The organism is Bartonella sp. AA126HLJHH (assembly GCF_042197425.1).
In the GTDB taxonomy this organism is placed as follows: domain Bacteria; phylum Pseudomonadota; class Alphaproteobacteria; order Rhizobiales; family Rhizobiaceae; genus Bartonella.
In genome coordinates this window covers 42,502-62,091 of the sequence record NZ_JBHIRU010000006.1, presented here as the reverse complement: position 1 = coordinate 62,091, position 19,590 = coordinate 42,502, and the positions used below count along the sequence as shown (strand labels likewise).

The window sequence follows — 19,590 nt, the reverse complement described above, 5'->3', positions numbered from 1 at the left end:
AGGAAAAACAAAGTTTATCCTTGCGAATCAATAACCTAGCATTTTGCATAATGAATCAGACTCAAAAGCCTGATGCAAGAGATTCTTTGTTAATTTATTGATTCTTAATAGAAATTTTTTATTATCTCTTTGAAATGACTCAATTTTTTATTTTCACTTTTTAGTGAACAATAAATCAATGAAATGGATCAAAAGGAGAAACACTTCGACCACGCTCAAATTGACCAATACGCTCTATTTCCCATTGTAAAAGGTGGGCTGAATTTGCAAAAACACGCGCACGCACTGTTTCTCCCAATGCTTCAAGATCATATCCTGTTGCTTGCCCTGTATTAATCATAAAATTACAGTGCATTTCACTCATTTGAGCGCCACCAATCTGTAAACCACGACACCCTGCTTCATCAATCACGCGCCACGCGGATGTATTCTCAGGATTTTTGAAAGTTGATCCCCCTGTTTTTTCGCGAATAGGTTGCACTGTTTCTCTGTGGAGGGCAACTTCATCCATAGCAGCACGAATATCATCTTTATTGCCGAGTTTTCCTTCTAATAAAGCAGCCGTAAAAATAAAATCTTTAGGAATATCACAATGGCGATAGGAATAATGCATATCTTTCACACTCAAGATATGACGTTGCCCTTTACGATCCAGCGCATAGACCTCGACAACACGCGCTGCGGTTTCAACACCATTCGCACCCGCATTCATTTTGAGAGCTCCCCCAAGACCTCCAGGAATACCATGATAAAAATGAAAACCTGCAATCTCAGCTTCTAAAGCGGCAGCAGCTAAATGTTTATCCGCCGTACCAGCACCAACTAAAAAGCCTTTTGGAGAAACTTGTTTCACTTGCCCAAATTTTTTTGGCGAAAGACGAATCACAACACCAGGAACCCCCCCATCACGCACCAGAAGATTAGAACCAATACCGACAATTGTTACAGGAACAAATTCAGGCAAATTTTGAAGAAAGAGAGCCAAATCTTCTTCATCAACAGGCTGATAAAAAAGCTCTGCCAACCCGCCCGTGCGAAACCACGTTACCTTACGCATCTCAACATTAGGTGTAAGCTTTCCTCTCACGCCACCCAACAGTGGTTGCAATTGCGCCAATAGCGCCTCACCATCAATGTGCTGAAAATTTATCATGACCATCCAATACCGCTAACTGATGAGGCAACGCACAAGCCCATTGTGTGATATTGCCAGCACCAAGAAAAACAACATAATCCTCTGCCTGAGCAAATTTTGAGACAAGAGACACAACATCTTCCAAACCATGTATCAAGCGCACATCACGATGACCCGCCATTTTAATATGCTCTACCAATTCTTGAGAACCAAATCCTACAATAGGCTCTTCACCAGCCGCATAAACGGGCGTAATCAACACTGTATCTGCATCATTAAAACAAGCAGCAAAATCATCAAATAAATGATACAAACGCGAATACCGATGGGGTTGTGCAATCGCAATAACACGCCCTTTTGCACTCTCACGTGCAGCACGCAAAACTGCCTTTATTTCAACAGGATGATGTCCATAATCATCAAATATTTCAATGCCACGCCAACTTCCTGTTCGCGTAAAACGCCGTTTTACTCCGCCAAATTCTGCTAAGCCCCTTTTTATAGCTTCATTTGAAATACCAAGTTCATGTGCAATAGCAATCGCCGCCGTTGCATTGGCAACATTATGCTGCCCTGCCATGGGCAAAAGCAAATTTTTCAACTCAATCTTTCTTCCTGTTTTGCGTGAGCGAACAAGAACATCAAAATGCGTTTTTTGACCATCCATCGAAAGATTAAGAAAACGAACATCCGCTTGTGGATTTGCACCATAAGTGATCACCCAACGATCATCAATACGGCCCGCCAATGACTGAACCTCTGGATGATCAAGACACAAAACAGCAAAACCATAAAAAGGAACATTTTCTATGAATTGCCGAAAAGCCTCACGCACAGCATCAAAACTTCCATAATGATCCAAATGCTCAGCGTCAATATTAGTAATAACAGCAATATCAGCAGGCAGCTTTAAAAATGTACCATCACTTTCATCAGCTTCAACAATCATCCAATCGCCATCTCCTGTACGAGAATTCGTACCATAAGCATTAATAATACCGCCATTAATCACCACTGGATCAAAATGACCAGCATCAAGAAGGGCTGCGACCATTGATGTGGTTGTTGTTTTACCATGTGTACCACCCACCGCAATTGCACGCCGAAACCGCATCAGCTCCGCCAGCATTTCTGCACGTCTGACAAGCGGCAAATGTCTTTCCTTTGCAGCAATATACTCAGGATTTGTTTTTTTAACGGCAGTAGAAAAAACAACAACCTCTGCATTCCCTAAGTTTTCAGCACAATGACCTATATGAACGTTAATTCCTTTTTTCCGCAAACGTTCAACATTTGCACTTTCAACTTGATCTGACCCTTGAACTTTATAGCCAAGATTATAAAAAACCTCCGCAATTCCACTCATACCGATCCCCCCGATTCCGATAAAATGGATAACGCCTATATCAAGTGGCATTTTCATTAAAAAGCTCCTCTTTTATATCTGACAACAATCGCCCTGCAATTAAGGATTCAGCCATATCAGCAAGGCGACGGGTTGCATGAGGTTGTCCAACTTTTTTTGCAGCAAGCGCTTGTTTTTCCAATAAATGGGGCGCACAACAAGCGTGCATTAAAAGAGAAGAAAGCTTTTGTGCATTTAAATCTTTTTCTGATATAATTTGCGCTCCCCCCACACGAGCAAGCAAAGCTGCATTGGCAGCCTGATCATGATCTAAAGCATGGGGATAGGGAACAAGCAGAGCAGGTCTACCAATCACCGCTATCTCACAAACGGACGAAGCCCCAGCGCGCGACAAAATAAAATGAGCATGTGCCATACGTTCAGCCATATCATCAAAGAAAGGAGCAACTTCTGCTTGTACCCCTATATCACGATAGATTTTGATCAACCTTCCTGCTTCACCGCGGACTTGCTGTACAATTCGTAAACGTTTACGGTTCTTATCATCAAATAAAGCAATAGCTTCTGGAACAATATGTGAAAAAGCAGAAGCCCCTTGGCTACCTCCAAAAATCAAAAAATTAAATGGCTTTTCTCCCTCTGAAGAATGATAAGGAATTTTGGCCGCCTTCAACACAGCCTCACGGACAGGATTCCCCGTCAAAAGTATTTTATGAGCATAAGCGCCATTTGGTGACAACAAACCACCAGCGATTGCACGCACAAAAATTGCCAACATCCGATTGGCACGCCCCATAACAGCATTTTGTTCATGAATAAATGTCACACGCCTCGTTAAAGCCGCAATAAAAAGAGGAGGAAAGCTCGGATACCCCCCAAATCCTCCAACAAGAACAGGACGTAATTTATAAAACAACGCCAACGATTGCCCCATACCCCTTAGCAAAGACCAAAACGTCTTTATCAGAGCAAAAGGATGGCGTCGTGTAAATGTTGCCGATGAAACGATATGAATATGCTCTTCATCAAAACACCGAACAAAAGAGCGTGCTCTTTCATCTGTTATTAAATGAACATCATATCCACGCTGCCTTAATTCAACAGAAAGGGCTTCAGCAGGAAAAAGATGTCCACCTGTACCACCAGCCACCAAAATAATAACTTTTTTATCATTCATAAGGGGTATCCAAGACAGAAGAGGAAGAAAAAGCTGAAAGGCGCGCTTCTGGCCAACGACGTGTTAAACTAAGCAAAATGCCCATTGAAAACGCAATCGCCACCATCGAAGAACCACCATAAGAAATAAAAGGCAATGTCATACCTTTTGGAGGAATTAAGTGAAGATTAACGGCCATATTAATAGCTGATTGAAAGCCAATCATCATTGCTATGCCAGTAATACCAAGACGTATAAAGGAATCACGTGTATTCATGGCTATATACAATGAACGCATAACAATAAAGCCAAACAGCATCATAATTAATACACAAAGAATAATACCATATTCTTCAGCAGCAACGGAAAATACAAAATCTGTATGGCTATCAGGAATGATACGTTTTACTGTGCCCTCCCCAGGACCTTGCCCAAACCAACCACCATTCAAAATAGCCTCACGTCCCACATCCACTTGAAAAGTATCTCCTTCACCTGTCAAAAAACCATTGATCCGCTCGCGCACATGATGCAGAAAAAAATAAGCTAAAATAATTCCTACAACGCCTAAAATGAGAAAGAGAAAAATAATAGTAAGAGGGACACCAGCAATAAAAAACAGCCCCCCCCATGTTGCACTTATTAAAACTGTTTGTCCAATATCAGGCTGCAAAACCAGAAGCACACAACAAATGGCATAAAGTAGAATCGCTAACGTATAACCCAGAATGCCCCTCTTGCGTATCTGTTCCGAAAAAAGCCAAGCGGACATAACCACAAAAGCTGGCTTCATAAACTCTGACGCCTGTACAGAAAAACCAAATAGTAGAATCCACCTCCGTGCTCCCTTTAATTCTGGACCCCAAAATAAGGTTGCAACCATAAGAGCAAGCGTTACAATGAGCAAAAGAGCACATAAACGACGAATATTAGAAAGCGAAAAAAAGGAAATGGTAACCATCGTAAAAAATGCTGAAATGCTAAAAATGATATGCCACCGAACAAAATAAAAACTATCAGCAATTCCGATTTTTTTTGCAATAATAGGGCTGGCAGCAAAAGACAGCATAATGCCAATTCCCATTAAAATTAAACAAGCTGCAAAGATAGAGCGATCAATCGTCCACCACCAATTAGCAATTGGATCTCTATCTGCACGCGTCACCATGGTATCCACCTTATCCATTTTATAAATTATCTCAAAGTGATATGGTTCCCCAGCCTGTTTAACAAACACTTTAAAAACTAAATTACACAAAAAAAGATTCTGGAGTCTTAACGCAAAAATATTTTTTTATAACTGATGCTTTTTTATTGTAACTGCATCACAAAAGAGACAAATGCTTCGCCTCGCATTTCATAATTTTTAAATTGGTCATAACTTGCACAAGCAGGTGACAAAAGAACCGTCACCTCTTTTGCCTGAAAATCCATTGCGTCAACAGCTGCTTCACACACCGCATTTTTCAAAGTTAAGCTCATAGAAAAGGGAAAAGCAGATCCAATAGTGCGAGCAAATTCTTCCGCCGCGCTCCCAATTAAATAGGCTTTACGAATTTTAGGAAAAAATTCTCTAAGAGACTCTATTCCTCCCTTTTTTGCCTGTCCCCCAACAATCCAAAAAATATCATTAAAGGTGGAAAGCGCAGGAGCTGTTGCATCTGCATTAGTAGCCTTGCTGTCATTGATAAACAAAACCGCCCCCATTTTACGCACCTGCTGCATACGATGATCCAACCCTTTATAACTTGCCAAATGCTTGTTCACAGAAGGATCAGTTATTTTTAAAGCCTGCAATGTTGCTAATGCCATAAGGGCATTTTGCGCATTATGACTCCCACGTAACACCGCCATAGGAGCAAGATCTGCAAGCATATGACGCTGTCCTTGACGAACAGAAAAGAGCTTGGTCCCATCTGCATAAAAACCATTTTCAACAAAATGATCCTTGGAAACTGCCTCAATTTGCTTCCCATCATGAAGTAACTGTTGATATAAAACCCGACAAGCTGCATCATCAACTGAAATGAAAGCCTGAGAAGCCTGAGCAATCAGATGCCTTTTGGTTTGCACATAACAGGCAAAACTCCCATGTCGATCAATATGATCAGGTGTTAAATTCAATAAAAGTCCAATGGTCGGCTGAAGAGAGGGAGTAAGATCAATTTGAAATGATGAACATTCAATCACATAGATACGTTTTTTAACAAACGGTTTAAGGGTCAATATTGCCTTTCCGATATTTCCCCCCACCTGCACATCATAGCCCATTTTTTCCAACAAATGCGCAAGTAAAGCCGTTGTGGTTGACTTGCCATTCGTCCCCGTAATCGCAATGAAAGGAACATCTTGGTCACACAAACCATAAAGCTGTAAAAAATCATGGCGCGCACGAACAAATAATTCAATATCACCGATAATTTCTATATTTTTTTTTCGTGCTTTTTCAACAACCCAATGGGGTTGAGGATAATTTACAGGAACTCCAGGAGCTACAATCAATGCAACAAATTCTGACCAATCTTCATAACGGAGATCTCGTGTTGGAATATTGTGCTGAAAAGCCATTTGCACGCTTGAAGGACTATCATCCCACGCCACCACTTCTGCGCCACCGCACATCAATGCTTGTGCCGCCGCCAATCCCGACGTCCCTAATCCAAAGAGAGCAACTTTTTGACCTTTATAACACGCAACAGAAATCAAAATCTCACCGCAATTTAAGTGTTGAAAGACCTATGAGAGCGAGAACAATCGAAATAATCCAAAAGCGTATCACGACTTGGCTTTCAGTCCAGCCTTTTTTCTCAAAATGATGATGTATTGGTGCCATAAGAAACACGCGTTTTCTTGTTAATTTGAAATAACCAACCTGAATAACGACCGAAAAAGCTTCCACAACAAAAAGCCCACCAATAAGAACCAAAACAATTTCGTGCTTCGTAGCAACCGCAACAGTCCCTAAGAGTCCTCCAAGAGCCAACGATCCAGTATCTCCCATAAAAATAGCTGCAGGTGGTGCATTAAACCATAAAAAACCAAGCCCTGCCCCAACAACAGCTCCCAATAAAACAGCCAATTCACCTGTTCCCGATACATAATGGATTTGGAGATAATCAGCAAAATTCATATTACCAGAAAGATAAGCAATCAGAGCAAAAGATAAAGCTGCAACCATCACAGGAACAATAGCAAGCCCATCGAGTCCATCCGTTAAATTAACCGCATTACCTGTCGCAACAATGACGAAAGCAGAAAAAGGAATAAAAAACCAGCCCAAATTGATAAGATAATCTTTTAAAAAAGGCAAAGCTAATCCAGATGAGCCAACTTTCAAGATGGCAAAAGCAGCAATTGCCGCAACAAAAAACTCCAAGCTTAATCGTGCTTTCCCAGAAAATCCTTTGTCTGTTTGTTTTGTGACCTTAAGATAATCGTCATAAAATCCAATTCCCCCAAAAGAAAGCATAACCAATAGCGATACCCAAAAGTAAATATTCGATAAATTACCCCATAAAAATGCCGATACCACAATGCCGGTTAAAATCATCAATCCACCCATTGTAGGTGTTCCAGCCTTTTTAAAATGTGTTTGAGGACCATCAGCACGAATCGGTTGCCCCTTACCCTGCCGCAATTTAAGAGAAGCAATGATGCTAGGTCCAAACAAAAAGACGATAAGCCCCGAAGTAAGCATAGCCGCTATCGTGCGAAAAGTAATATAACGAAATACATTCACACCTGGAAGCCAATCACTAAACGAAGAAAAAAATAGCATCATGGAACAAAAAAACCTCTTAAAACTATGAAGAAACCGCTTTATAGCGATCAAACAATGCAGTCACAATATTTGATGAACAAAGGCTATTGGATGATTTAACCATAAGCAGATCCCCAGAAGAAATTTCTGCTAAAAGAAGCGATAAAATTTTCTCAATATTTTCAGCATAATGAACCTTAACACCAGCAGACAAATCACTGACTAAAGATTTCATCGCCTCACCAAATAGAAAAACCGGATTAGCACCAGAAAGACGTATTGGTTTTATTAAATCACGATGAAGCTTTTCACTATACTCCCCTAACTCTAGCATATCTCCTAAAATAGCAATTCGCCGCCCCCCTTTCCCTACAGGTCCTGTAGCAAGAAGCTCAAGTGCAGCACGCATAGAAGCAGGATTAGCATTATAGCTTTCATCAATGAGATAAAATTCACCCCCATTCGATAAAGACAACCGATAACGAATACCCCGCCCCTTTTGAGAAGAAAAATGGCTCAAAGAAAGCACAACAGAATCCAAATCAACTCCAAAGGCATCACAAACCGCAATAACCCCTACACTATTTTGCACAATATGGCGTCCAGGAGCACCAATTTTGACCTTCCTATCCTGTCCTCCAATACGCACCATCATAGAAGAATTATCGGTTAAAAGACATATATCCCGCGCCTGATAATCAGCATTTTCACTCTCACCAAAGCTTAAGATCTTTTTCACACCGCATTGCTTTGCTTTTTGAACGAGATAAGAAAAAAAATCACTATCCGCATTTAAAATGGCAATGCCTTCCTCATCCAATCCTTCAAAAATTTCAGCTTTTGCCTTTGCTATTTCTTCAAGATCCTTGAAAAAACCCATATGTCCTGCACAAATATGCGTAATGAGAGCAATATGCGGACAAACCAGTTTGACCAGAGGGCGAATTTCATCTCTGTGATTCATGCCAATTTCAAAGATACCATAATCACTCTCCATAGGCATCCGCGCTAAAGTGAGTGGAACCCCCCAGCAATTGTTTAAAGAAGCGAGATTCGCATGAACATTCCCAGCCGTTGCAAGTGCTTGTTTCAAAGCTTCTTTTGTCGTTGTTTTTCCCACCGATCCTGTTATCGCGATAATCTTAGCTCTTGAACGTTTGCGTGCAGCTTGTGCAAGTTGTTCTAAGGCTTTCAAAACATCAGGAACGACAATGAGTGGAGCCGATATCTTTTTCATATCCCTCAAACGGTGTTCCGCAACGATAAGAACGCCTGCACCTCGTTCATAAGCTTGCGCAGCAAAATCATGACCATCAAGATGATGCCCTTTAATGCAGAAAAAAACATCCCCTTCCGCAAGAGTACGGCTATCAATGGAAACCCCAGAAAAAGTTTCTGGCAGGCTTCCCATTACAACACCATTAACTGCAGCAACAAGTGCTTGCTTATCCCATAAAGCTGTCATTTTTTTCGGTCCTCTAAAGCTTCTATCGCTTTCAGACGATCTGAAAAAGGATAAGTTGTCTGCCCTATAATTTGGCCATCCTCATGACCTTTTCCAGCAATGATTAATGTATCACCAACTTTCAAAAGCTCCACCGCGTAAGAAATAGCCTCTCCACGATCTGCTATCTCTATTGCTGTTGGCACCGCCTGTAAAATATCCTTGCGTATTTTTTCTGGCATTTCTGTGCGAGGATTATCATCCGTTACAATAACAATGTCCGCTTTATCCGCCGCAATTTTTCCCATCAAAGGTCTTTTCCCTTGATCACGATCTCCTCCACAACCAAAAACAACGATCAAGCGCCCTTGCGTAAAGGGACGAACAGAAAGCAAAACCTGCTCCAAAGCTTCTGGTTTATGGGCATAATCAATGTAAACAAGCGCATTATTTTCTGTCTTTCCCACAAACTCTAACCGCCCAGGTGCCCCCTGCAAAGTTTCAAGCGCAGAAAAAACCTTACGAGGTGAAACGCCCGTTGCAATTGCTAACCCCGCTGCCATAAGCGCATTGGCGACCTGAAAATCTCCAGCTAAAGGCAAAACAAATGTATAAATATTGTTTTCCACACGACACTCAATACACTGTTTTGAGCGTTGATGTTCGACACGATTAATCGTGATAAATTGCCCCTTACGACCAATTGTCAAGACACGGCGGCGCGCTTGTGTAACAACATCAATAACCTTTTGTGAATAAACATCATCAGCAAAAATCAAAGCAGGAGCAGATACAGGCAAAAGTGTATCAAACAACCTCATTTTAGCCCGCAAATAATCCTCTACCCCCGTGTGATAATCCATGTGATCTCGCCCTAAATTGGTAAAGGCACCAGCCGTTAAACGGACTCCATCAAGTCGTCCTTGGTCAAGCCCATGCGAAGAAGCTTCAAGAGCTGCATGAGTCACACCTTCATAAGAAATTTCATAAAGAAGACGGTGCAAGACGACCGGATCAGGTGTTGTGAGAGAACCATAAACATTCCGTTTAGGAGAAACAACACCAACAGTTCCTATACTAGCAGCACAAAATCCAGCATAAGTCCAAATTTGCCGAAGAAAAGAGACAACAGATGTTTTACCACTTGTACCAGTCACAGCAACAACCGTTTCAGGCTGAGAACCGTAAAAACGTGCAGCTGCCAACGCTAAACTATGACGAACATTAGAAACACGTAAAATGGGAACAGATAAATCCTCAAGAACAGCATGACAGTCTGTAACGATTGCTCGTGCGCCACGCTTTATCGCGTCATCTATATAGTGTCTTCCATCACTTTTTTTCCCTTGAACAGCAACAAAAACATAGCCCGGCAAAACTTGCCGAGAATCCACACTTATTCCTGTTATTTCTATTGAAGAAAGACTTTCATCTTCAACACATTCTGTAAAAACTGTTCCCAACAACATGATAACGCACCTTTATATTTATTTTACCGTTGTTTAACGAAACTTGAATTGCTCTTTTTACTTAAAAGAGGCTCATATTCTTTTTTAAAATCGGGTTTTACACCAAGAAAACTAGCAGTGCGACGAACAATATTAGCAAGCATTGGTCCAGCATTCATCGCCGCTGTTGCTGAACGCTGTCCCTCTGCGGGCTTTGGTTCATCGATAATTGTTAAAACAACATAAGCAGGATCCTCAATAGGAAAAGCAGCAAGAAAACTATTGAAATTTTTTGTTTTAGAATATTTTCCATTTTCAATTTTTTCAGCTGTTCCTGTCTTACCACCTACACGATAGCCTTCTACTTTTGCATTACGTCCAGAACCAATATCACTATTTAATTGATAAAGGTAACGCATATTTTGACTTGTTTTAGCCTGCAAAACCCGTTTTGCATGGTGCAGAGTTTGTTCTTTTGTCCGTTTTAAAAATGTCGGAGCAATTAACCAACCACCATTCATTAAAGCAGCAGCCCCGACAGCTGTTTGCAAGGGGGTTGTTGCCATACCATGCCCAAAAGAAATCGTCATAGAATGTATATCCTTCCAATGATGTGGCACAATAGGGTGGGCAACTTCAGGCAACTCTGTTGTGAGACGATCCAGTAATCCAAGTTTTTGTAAAAAACCACGATGTTTATCAATCCCTATCGCCAATGCCTCTTTAGCAGAACCAATATTAGAAGAATAAATAAAAACCTCCCATAACGTTAAGGGTCGATTTTTTCCATGAAAATCATGAATAGTATACCCACTACTTGCTTTTATTGGCTTTGAAGCATCAATAATACTGTTTAAATAAAAAATATTGGAATCAAGTGCCATGGCGGTCGTAAAACTTTTAATAATCGATCCCATTTCAAAAGCTCCTGCCGTCATCCGATTGAGACGATCACTTTTTAAAGCTTCAATAGGATTTCCAGGATCAAAATCTGGTAGTGATGCCAAAGCCAAAACTTCCCCCGTATGTATATTTAAAATAACAGCTCCTGCAGCAATTGCCTTATAACGCTTCATAGCCTGAATAAGTTCATCATGAACAATTGCCTGAACACGCACATCAATCGAAAGCTGAACTTGTTTTAATGATTCTTCCATGGCAAGACCAGCAGCACGCAGAGCACTCAAACCCGCATCATCAATATATTTTTCCATACCTGCAATGCCTTGATTATCAACATTCACCATGCCGAGAATATGGGAAGTTACAGGTCCATCAGGATAAAAGCGACGAATTTCAGTCCGAAAACCAATTCCTGGTATACCAAGAGCCATAATTTGTGTCTTCTGCATTGGTGTTAACCCACGCTGTATCCAAGAAAAACCAGTTTTTCTTTTTAAGCGCTTATAGGTTTCCTGCCAATTAAGATCAGGCAAAACTGTTGAGAGCAATTCAATTGTTTCATCCACATCAATAATACGTCGTGGCTCAGCAAAAAGTGAATAAGTTTTAATATCTGTTGCCAATAAACGACCATTACGATCAACGATATCAGGCCGTGCCATCAATTGAAGAACTCCAGGCCCTTTTGCTTCTTCAATCTGTCCACCTTCCAACCCATAAGAAATAAGGCAAGCCCCCATGATGCCATATAAAATTAAAAAGCAGAACAACGAAAAAAGCAAACGTGGACGACTAGAATAGGGACGACGAACAGAAACATTATGATTATTCAACGAATTCTTTAAGCGCTTTTTCTTCTGTGAGAATAAAAAAGTCGATTTCATTACTGCGCGCCTTTTTGGACAACACTATTGATCTGAGAAGCCCGATTATTTGTCAAAATATCTTGATTATCTTCCAAGATATTTTGTTTAATCACTTCTTCAATTTGATCATGTACCCGTACCGGAATGTCTTTAAACTCCACGATTTGACGCGGCTGTATAACCTCTAACCCAAGTTCTTTCTGATAACGTTTCGCAAGTTTTTGCATGCGTGAAGGCCTTATCATCACAGCCCACTCAGCATGAAGCAAACTTACCGTATTTTTTGCTGCAGCAATTTCATGCTCAAGATGAAGAACTTCGTTCATTCGCTTTTGAACATCATATTTTACCTTATAAGTAAGTCCTGCCATACAAATCATAATCAACACTAAAATCATATCAAATGTACGAAAAACTGTCATTTTTTGCTGCCTTCAAAACTGGCAATCTCTGCTAAACCAAATAATTTCATATCTGCTGCAAGAGCCTCTGCTTCAGTCCGTACACCAATACGCAACCTCGCAGAACGTGAACGAGGATTTTTCTGTAACTCCTCTTTAGTTGCCGTGATCCCACCTCTAAACAAAGGAAAAAATGTTGCTGGAGTAGCCTTTATTTCTGGCAGATAGCGTGATCTCATACATTCTCCAGAACGAGCCGAAAAAAATCTTTTGACCATACGATCTTCAAGAGAATGAAAACTGACAACCCCCAAACGGCCTCCAGCTTTTAAAACGCGTTCAGCAGCAAATAAACCACATGCCAATTCACCAATTTCATCATTAACATAGATACGAAGAGCCTGAAATACACGTGTTGCCGGATGAATACGATCTCCCGGCTTACGTCCTATCAACATTTCGATAGCATACGCCAAATCACCTGTACGCAAAAAAGGCTGTACAACACGACGCTTTTCAATCATCCTTGCAATTCGCCCCGCATAACGCTCTTCCCCTAATATCTTAAAAATACGTGCCAAATCCCTTGCTTTTAAATGATTGACAACATCGCTGGCTGTAAAACCAGTCTGAGCCATTCGCATATCCAATGGACCATCTTTTTGAAAAGAAAAACCTCTTTCTGCTTCATCAAGCTGCATTGAAGAGACACCAATATCCAAAATAACTGCATCCACCTTCTCTTCAACGACACGATCAAGCTGTGAAAACGCCATATGGACCAAACGAAGGCGTGGAAAAAATTCTTCAACAAGCGATTGTCCTGCACTGATAGCATAAGGATCACGATCAAGAGCAATCACCTGTGCCCCTGCCTTTAACAAAGCGCGCGTATAACCACCAGCACCAAAGGTGCCATCAATCACTTTTGCTCCAACCAATGGCATAAGCCCAGCCAAAACTGGCTGTAACAACACTGGAATATGGCGTTCAGCTCTTTGATCCTGCTTTATCAAAATAATCCGTCTTGAAGTTATGCTGTCTTAAATCAACAGCTCTCTCATGGCAACTGATCTTAGAATAACCTAGCCTTCAACTTTCACATTAATCACAATGAACGAAAAAACTAAAGTTATCCCAAAACAGATCCTAACGCATTATACTTAAAGAAATGTTATAATTTTTTAAAACACTCTTTGCTCAAGTGTCTATTTCAAACACATAGACTCCATAAAAGACCATATATAATTGATCTTATAAAATATCGCGTATCATCATGAAATATCAGTCGGCCTATAAGCCGGGTTCTGTAGAGTAAAGCTTACACTTTACATGGCAACCATTCATCTGGGACGGATGTTACCATCCGCCTCGTGCAACCTACCCGAATGACTCGCCCGGAAATCGGCTGCAAATTAAATTTTGCACGTCATTTCTATTTGGTCTTGCTCCCGGTGGGGTTTACCTTGCCACATTCATTACTGAATGCGCGGTGGGCTCTTACTCCACCCTTTCACCCTTACCTATAAAAATAGGCGGTTTACTTTCTGTGGCACTTTCCCTAGGGTCACCCCTGCCGGGTGTTACCCGGCACCGTCTTTCCATGGAGCCCGGACTTTCCTCACCTGCCGTATTTCAGTATCAGACAAGCGCGGCTGCCCAGCCGACTGACATACTAGTTTATAAAACATTTTCTGCTCCGTGAAAATAGCATCTTAAAATATTTTATGACAAACCTCTCTCAACAGATGTTTTTATTTTAATGAAGCCAGATAAGTCTTTACTTTTGCGCAATATTTCGCTGAAATGGAATTCATTTTTTTTGCAGCATGACCTGCGTTATATTTAAGGATTGTACCACACGTACTTCCACCACTGAGTTTATAGGCCCTTGCCAAATAACGCATACCATATTCAAGATTGGTCGCAGGATCGTACAAATCCTGTACAGAACCACTAAAGCCCAACCCTCGTGCCGTAGAGGGTTTAATTTGCATCAAACCTATTTCGCCAGCAGCCCCCTTTATACCTGCCTTATAATTACTTTCAACTTTTACAACAGCATGTGCTAAATTAACGGGAACATTATATTTATTCGCAAGTTTCTGAATAAGAAACTCATAAGGACGAGCAGAAATCTTAGAAGCAACAATCACTGAGGTTTCTCCTGATTCCGCAACATTTAAGACACTATGAGTCCAACTTATATCAAATACAAAAAATACAGCACATGCTGTATTTAACAAGATTTTCAAAAATTGCATTTTCTTTCTCTTCACTCAAACATTCTCAAATTCTAGCCGCAAGTAATTTGCAAATGTATTATACAAAAAAGAAAGCAAAAGAACGTCTTTAAAAAGGAAATAGTAAGACAATTTCAAGCTAAAATTATGAAATAAAAGAATATATCTTTATGCACAAGTCTCAGATTTCTCTATATCATAAAATAAAAAAATAAAAAGACTATAATTAATCTTATAGCGTATCAAATAAAATGATATAATCTATAACTTGCGGCTATCACTGTTGTATCAATCAATTTTTATATTAAAAAAATAGCATCTGAACTAGATGTAATATTTTTTACATAAGATTATTAATTTTTTTATTGAGATCAATCCCTCAAAGAAAGAGAGACAAGAGCATCTTTTTACCGAAGATGCTCGATATCAAAAAAGGTTCACAAAAAATATAAACCGTTATCAACGCTTCTCTCTGATTAATAAACACCCACTGCACTCTTTATGTCCGATAAAACCTCAAAAAATCACAAAACAAATCTCCCCATCATTGCGCATAAAAAATTCATAAATATATTAAAACCATCATACTCTTTACCAATTCAAAATATTGGAACAGACTTTTAGCTCTCAAGATGTCTCAAAGAAGCTTTTTAATTCCTTTTTAAAAGAGTTTTTATCCACACAAGCCTCTACTTGTGGTATACAAGAAACTGATTTTAATTTTTTCACCATGGATAAATTTAAAATGAGAGGATTTTACAATTCTTAAGATTCTCATTCAATATAAAATGATAAATTATCATTATAAAACAATATACTAAAAAAGTTATATCCGTTTTTATCCCTACAACAAAGCTTAAAAATTACTTGTGTCTATTTTTTTGAAAAATGTTAGAAAACTCAATACCCCCAAAGCCTTTTTAAATAAAAATAGACCTCTCATCTTCATTCAAATATTTTTTCTTTGTTACAGACTATCATCTTATCAGTCTTGCACCTCATTTTCAGAAATCATACAAGTGGATAAATATCCTAAAATCCGTAGAACAAAAAAAGCTTAAATCCTTTAAAAAATTTTATTTTCTCATATCAAATAAAAAAATAACCGGCATATAAAATGCAGTTAACGTGTTTTATTATAATCAATACTGCTTTTGTCATTGTAGCGATTGATAATGCAATTAACTTGGACCAATACCCTTGATAGACTTTCTATCACTCCTGTAATGATTGCAACATTACCCTTATACTCCAATTGCTTACCTTTTGAGAGATAAATTTTGTTAATACCTTAAAAATTGATTATCTCCTCGCACTTTTCAAAATTTCACGAAAAGCTCTTTCTCCTTAAAATAAAACCCAAAAGCGCAATTAAAAAATAGCTAAAAATAAGCATTAGCAACGGAAGGACGAGAAATCGCTTTTGAGAGAGCCATAGCAACAGTTTCACCAGATTTTTGAGCCTGCTCACGACTCTGACCACTTTTAGAAGCAAGCGCAATTACATCACGACGCAGCTGCGCAATAAACAACTCCTGCTGTTGAGGGGTCATCTTAGAAAGATGCTTGATAATATCTGGAAAAGATACGGATAATCTCTCTAACAACTCCTCCTCTGTTACATCAAGCTGCTGAGAAGAAAAAGAAGAGCGACCGGAAAAAAACTGATAAACAGCACTACTTTGAGAAGCAAAAAAGACAGCGCCAGAAATAAAAAATACAAATAAAATAAAAATAATACGATGTGAAAAAGATCCCATTATCTCTTACCTAAAGATCACAGAATACAAACATAGCTTCCTTTTATGATTCTTCTTATAACATGCAACAATGCCTCAATAAAGAAAAATCAAATTATTAAAAATGAATACGCTAACACTATCCGCCCAATAAGACTCGCCCCTCTATGTATTTAGGTACTATAGGCGAAACAATAACAGATCTTACACTCCCCCCCTAATAACACCTTACATTTCCTAAAATAATTACAAAAAGCCTGACTGAGGAAATCCTCAGTCAGGCCAGACAATCTAGGGGATCCACGCGGGGGGGGGGGGGGAGGAGGTTCCCCGATTGTCCTCTTACATCAACCACTAAGATAGCCGATGCAATATTCTTGCTATGGAATAAAATTCTTTAAACAACAAGAAATTCTTATCATCTTCTACGCAAAAAAACATAAAAGAATTATAAATTATTTAAAAATGTTTAAATTTAGGCAAAAAAAGTTTAAAATGACCCAATTTGAAGCAATTTTATTTCAATAAGCATCAATTAGAATCTACGATCATTATAACTTTTAAATAGTTTCTTTCATAACTCTGATGATCATATTAAAAAACCGTAATTTCTACGTATCCACCCTATAAAAATCAAACTACGTAAAAGTAGAATCACTTTTCCAACAGCAATCACCACAAAAAGAAAAACGTAGATTTTTAAAATCTTACACAAATAACCGTAAAAAATGGAAAACATCTTCTTGCAAGAAAGCTATGAATTATTTAAATAAAACAATAAATTAGAGAAAATAAAATCTTATCTATCTTTATAAAAAATTTCTGTAAATGATCATTAAAATATTGTTACATCCCTCATGTAACAATCAATGAGGAACTTAAACAGCTTAATCTTATGAGAAAATGAGAACTCTGAAGGTATTTTTTTCGAATCACGCCCCATCGTCATTCCAAATAACGATAAACCATTTTACAATAACCAACAGTCTCTAACGCATTTTAACATAACAAACCGAAATCAATGCAGACATTTTCTCTTAATCTCTATCATTTAAATGATCCCGTAAAATAATACACACAGTAGTTTCTATGCTCAAAAATTTTTATATTCTGTTCTTCTAACGTAAACAATTCATTAATTTACAATCACAACTCATCATTTTACAATTTACATGAGAAACCTCAAGAACGTAAGATTCCCATATTTTCAATCTTCGTCTATTGAATTAATGAATAGCCATACTATCGCACATCACAAACAAGAAGAAGCATATGGATAAAAAACATAAAACGATGATGCCGGCTTACAACTTTTACTTAAACTAAAGACGATAGTGCCCTCTCAATTTTACGCTATAACCACGGACTGCGTCATAAGATGAGCGGCAAACATAAAAAGAAAGAAAATACTTTTGGCAAAAACAATGGACTTATTTAATAATCTTCATAACTTCTCATGATAAAGAGATACGAAACTTTAGTGTAATATCACGCTTTTCTTTCCTACTTTCAGCCACAAACTATCCATAGATCATCGCCGATCTTATTTTATGAATATAATGCATTGTCTTACCCTTTTACTTTTTCGTCTTTTTAGAGCATCTCTTTGCACCCCTCACTAAAAGTTCCAAGGTACTCCTTATCTAAAAACCTGTTTTAAAGAGATATTTTAAGATCTATTGGGCACCACCATCTCTGATATTTATAAAGGTATGAGCCTTCACTATGATTATATTGTGCGGCATTATATCATATTGCAGCCGCTCTCACATTTAGAAAATGTATTTTCTTTTACAAACGGTATCATTAAGATAAATACCTTCTTTTGTAGCAGACAAACAGACTCTTTCGGATTCTGAAACAGGAAATTTGAAATGAAACAACATTCCTGTATTTAAACCTCTTATTGAGTCTAAAAAAATCAATGATCTTTTAAAATCAATGTATTGGCTAATAAAATATAATATCAAGACACCTTAAATAATGATCCTCATAGGCTTAACTCTATAGAAGGTGCTTCATTATACAGCCTACACGCCGCTATAAAACACCAATACTTCCATATAAAAACATAATACAAATGTAAAAAACAATAGCTCATCAATGATTGAATAAAGTTTTATCTCTACGCTATTCCTTGAGAAAAATCAGAGTATAAAGCACGTTAACAAACGCGATTTATGCAAAATCTACTTGTTTATCTTTGATATCGTCAACCAATAAACGCGGATCATGAGCAAGCCAAAGCGTAGCAATCCCCTCCTCACTGTTTTCATTTTGTATAGGAGTAAGACAAACCGTTTGTTCTAGAACAAGTCCCGCATTTTTAAGCCATTGTTCTATTTGTAAAGCCGAAAATCCAAAACGCATATGCACTTGATCAGAATATGAAGACTCAATTTCATGATAACCAAAATCCACAATCAATAAACGGCCATGAGGACGCAAAACACTTGATATCTCATGAAGGAATATTTCAGGATTTTCAAGAAAATGTAAAACCCAATGAAGAATAACTAAATCAAAAGTTGTATCTCCAACAGACAAGTGAAAAACATTGCTATCAAGCACAACTTGAACCGCATGCGTATAAAGATTAGAAAACAATTTTAAGATAGAGTCTCCACCTCTTCCAATATTCAGCATCGTCTGAAATGGTTTATCGCCAATGATTTCAAGTAAAGAGTTTTCTACACGATGATCTGCCATATAGGATGACCGTAATACATCCCGTTGCAACGCATTTTGTAAGAAATGCTTCTTCCTCGTTTTTTGACGCTGCTTTTTAACATCCTTCAAACGTTCTAAATCATGCGCTAACAACACATCATTCTTTGGCAAAGCCGAAAGAATACCCATCACAATGTCTTTACCCCAAAAATCATGACAAAGCTTAAAATAAAGGCTATCCCCCTTCTGATAACGCTCAATCAATCGTGCTTCGTACAATAAACGTAAATATCGTGATATACACGCTTGCGACTGATCAAGAATAAAAATAAAATCAGGAATTGTTAAATCTTCATGATGTAAGAGCCTAAGAACACGTAAATGGCTTACTTCTGCGACCGCTTTCAGCAGCACAATCATTGCATCTAAACTTGCACTTTTTTTCATAATTATCCCCTA

At 38.6% G+C, this 19,590-nt stretch carries 14 protein-coding genes and 1 other RNA gene; all 15 read right to left on the bottom strand.

Features of this window, described 5'->3' with window-relative positions:
• Positions 1–175 precede the first annotated feature (175 nt).
• The gene (gene murB / locus ACFIQC_RS04565; protein ID WP_375640841.1) at positions 176–1,153 is read right to left on the bottom strand and encodes a UDP-N-acetylmuramate dehydrogenase; all 978 of its coding nucleotides are present in this window, start codon (positions 1,151–1,153) and stop codon (positions 176–178) included.
• The gene (gene murC, locus ACFIQC_RS04560; protein ID WP_375621368.1) at positions 1,131–2,558 is read right to left on the bottom strand and encodes a UDP-N-acetylmuramate--L-alanine ligase; all 1,428 of its coding nucleotides are present in this window, start codon (positions 2,556–2,558) and stop codon (positions 1,131–1,133) included. Before murC ends, murB begins: the two co-directional genes overlap by 23 nt.
• Entirely contained in the window at positions 2,542–3,678 is a 1,137-nt protein-coding gene (gene murG / locus ACFIQC_RS04555) for an undecaprenyldiphospho-muramoylpentapeptide beta-N-acetylglucosaminyltransferase (protein WP_375706794.1), read from the bottom strand. The genes murC and murG overlap by 17 nt, the downstream gene beginning before the upstream one ends.
• A complete protein-coding gene (locus ACFIQC_RS04550) occupies positions 3,671–4,825 on the bottom strand; it encodes an FtsW/RodA/SpoVE family cell cycle protein (RefSeq protein ID WP_375706793.1) in 1,155 nt (384 codons plus the stop codon). Before ACFIQC_RS04550 ends, murG begins: the two co-directional genes overlap by 8 nt.
• A 143-nt stretch (positions 4,826–4,968) precedes the next feature.
• Positions 4,969–6,363, bottom strand: a complete 1,395-nt coding sequence (gene murD / locus ACFIQC_RS04545) for a UDP-N-acetylmuramoyl-L-alanine--D-glutamate ligase (protein ID WP_375640839.1) — start codon at positions 6,361–6,363, stop codon at positions 4,969–4,971.
• A gap of 4 nt (positions 6,364–6,367) precedes the next feature.
• Positions 6,368–7,438 carry a phospho-N-acetylmuramoyl-pentapeptide-transferase gene (mraY, locus tag ACFIQC_RS04540; protein WP_375628822.1) on the bottom strand — a complete coding sequence of 357 codons (1,071 nt, stop codon included), beginning with the start codon at positions 7,436–7,438 and terminating at the stop codon, positions 6,368–6,370.
• A gap of 22 nt (positions 7,439–7,460) precedes the next feature.
• A complete protein-coding gene (locus tag ACFIQC_RS04535) occupies positions 7,461–8,882 on the bottom strand; it encodes a UDP-N-acetylmuramoylalanyl-D-glutamyl-2,6-diaminopimelate--D-alanyl-D-alanine ligase (RefSeq protein WP_375706792.1) in 1,422 nt (473 codons plus the stop codon).
• Positions 8,879–10,330 (bottom strand): UDP-N-acetylmuramoyl-L-alanyl-D-glutamate--2,6-diaminopimelate ligase, encoded by a 1,452-nt coding sequence (locus tag ACFIQC_RS04530; RefSeq protein ID WP_375640836.1) that lies wholly within the window; start codon positions 10,328–10,330, stop codon positions 8,879–8,881. Before ACFIQC_RS04530 ends, ACFIQC_RS04535 begins: the two co-directional genes overlap by 4 nt.
• 23 nt (positions 10,331–10,353) lie before the next feature.
• Entirely contained in the window at positions 10,354–12,096 is a 1,743-nt protein-coding gene (locus tag ACFIQC_RS04525) for a peptidoglycan D,D-transpeptidase FtsI family protein (RefSeq protein ID WP_375706791.1), read from the bottom strand.
• Entirely contained in the window at positions 12,096–12,500 is a 405-nt protein-coding gene (locus ACFIQC_RS04520; protein WP_375611988.1) for a hypothetical protein, read from the bottom strand. The genes ACFIQC_RS04525 and ACFIQC_RS04520 overlap by 1 nt, the downstream gene beginning before the upstream one ends.
• Positions 12,497–13,495, bottom strand: coding sequence for a 16S rRNA (cytosine(1402)-N(4))-methyltransferase RsmH (rsmH, locus tag ACFIQC_RS04515; RefSeq protein ID WP_375611987.1), 999 nt, complete (start codon positions 13,493–13,495; stop codon positions 12,497–12,499). Before rsmH ends, ACFIQC_RS04520 begins: the two co-directional genes overlap by 4 nt.
• Before the next feature lie 264 nt (positions 13,496–13,759).
• Positions 13,760–14,150: RNase P RNA component class A (gene rnpB, locus ACFIQC_RS04510), an RNA gene on the bottom strand.
• Positions 14,151–14,233: 83 nt separating this feature from the next.
• Positions 14,234–14,743, bottom strand: coding sequence for a lytic transglycosylase domain-containing protein (locus tag ACFIQC_RS04505; RefSeq protein WP_375613362.1), 510 nt, complete (start codon positions 14,741–14,743; stop codon positions 14,234–14,236).
• Between the two features lie 1,361 nt (positions 14,744–16,104).
• A complete protein-coding gene (locus ACFIQC_RS04500; RefSeq protein WP_375613361.1) occupies positions 16,105–16,482 on the bottom strand; it encodes a hypothetical protein in 378 nt (125 codons plus the stop codon).
• Positions 16,483–18,639: 2,157 nt separating this feature from the next.
• Positions 18,640–19,578 carry an ArsR/SmtB family transcription factor gene (locus tag ACFIQC_RS04495; RefSeq protein WP_375621373.1) on the bottom strand — a complete coding sequence of 313 codons (939 nt, stop codon included), beginning with the start codon at positions 19,576–19,578 and terminating at the stop codon, positions 18,640–18,642.
• Between the last annotated feature and the right edge of the window lie 12 nt (positions 19,579–19,590).

Bases quoted from the DNA above. Each gene is read 5' to 3' on its own strand.
- ACFIQC_RS04505 (WP_375613362.1), bottom strand. From the start codon at position 14,743: ATGCAATTTTTGAAAATCTTGTTAAATACAGCATGTGCTGTATTTTTT.
- murC (WP_375621368.1), bottom strand. From the start codon at position 2,558: ATGAAAATGCCACTTGATATAGGCGTTATCCATTTTATCGGAATCGGG.
- ACFIQC_RS04530 (WP_375640836.1), bottom strand. From the start codon at position 10,330: ATGTTGTTGGGAACAGTTTTTACAGAATGTGTTGAAGATGAAAGTCTT.
- ACFIQC_RS04535 (WP_375706792.1), bottom strand. From the start codon at position 8,882: ATGACAGCTTTATGGGATAAGCAAGCACTTGTTGCTGCAGTTAATGGT.
- mraY (WP_375628822.1), bottom strand. From the start codon at position 7,438: ATGATGCTATTTTTTTCTTCGTTTAGTGATTGGCTTCCAGGTGTGAAT.
- ACFIQC_RS04550 (WP_375706793.1), bottom strand. From the start codon at position 4,825: ATGGTGACGCGTGCAGATAGAGATCCAATTGCTAATTGGTGGTGGACG.
- ACFIQC_RS04495 (WP_375621373.1), bottom strand. From the start codon at position 19,578: ATGAAAAAAAGTGCAAGTTTAGATGCAATGATTGTGCTGCTGAAAGCG.
- murB (WP_375640841.1), bottom strand. From the start codon at position 1,153: ATGATAAATTTTCAGCACATTGATGGTGAGGCGCTATTGGCGCAATTG.
- murG (WP_375706794.1), bottom strand. From the start codon at position 3,678: ATGAATGATAAAAAAGTTATTATTTTGGTGGCTGGTGGTACAGGTGGA.
- ACFIQC_RS04500 (WP_375613361.1), bottom strand. From the start codon at position 16,482: ATGGGATCTTTTTCACATCGTATTATTTTTATTTTATTTGTATTTTTT.
- ACFIQC_RS04525 (WP_375706791.1), bottom strand. From the start codon at position 12,096: ATGAAATCGACTTTTTTATTCTCACAGAAGAAAAAGCGCTTAAAGAAT.
- ACFIQC_RS04520 (WP_375611988.1), bottom strand. From the start codon at position 12,500: ATGACAGTTTTTCGTACATTTGATATGATTTTAGTGTTGATTATGATT.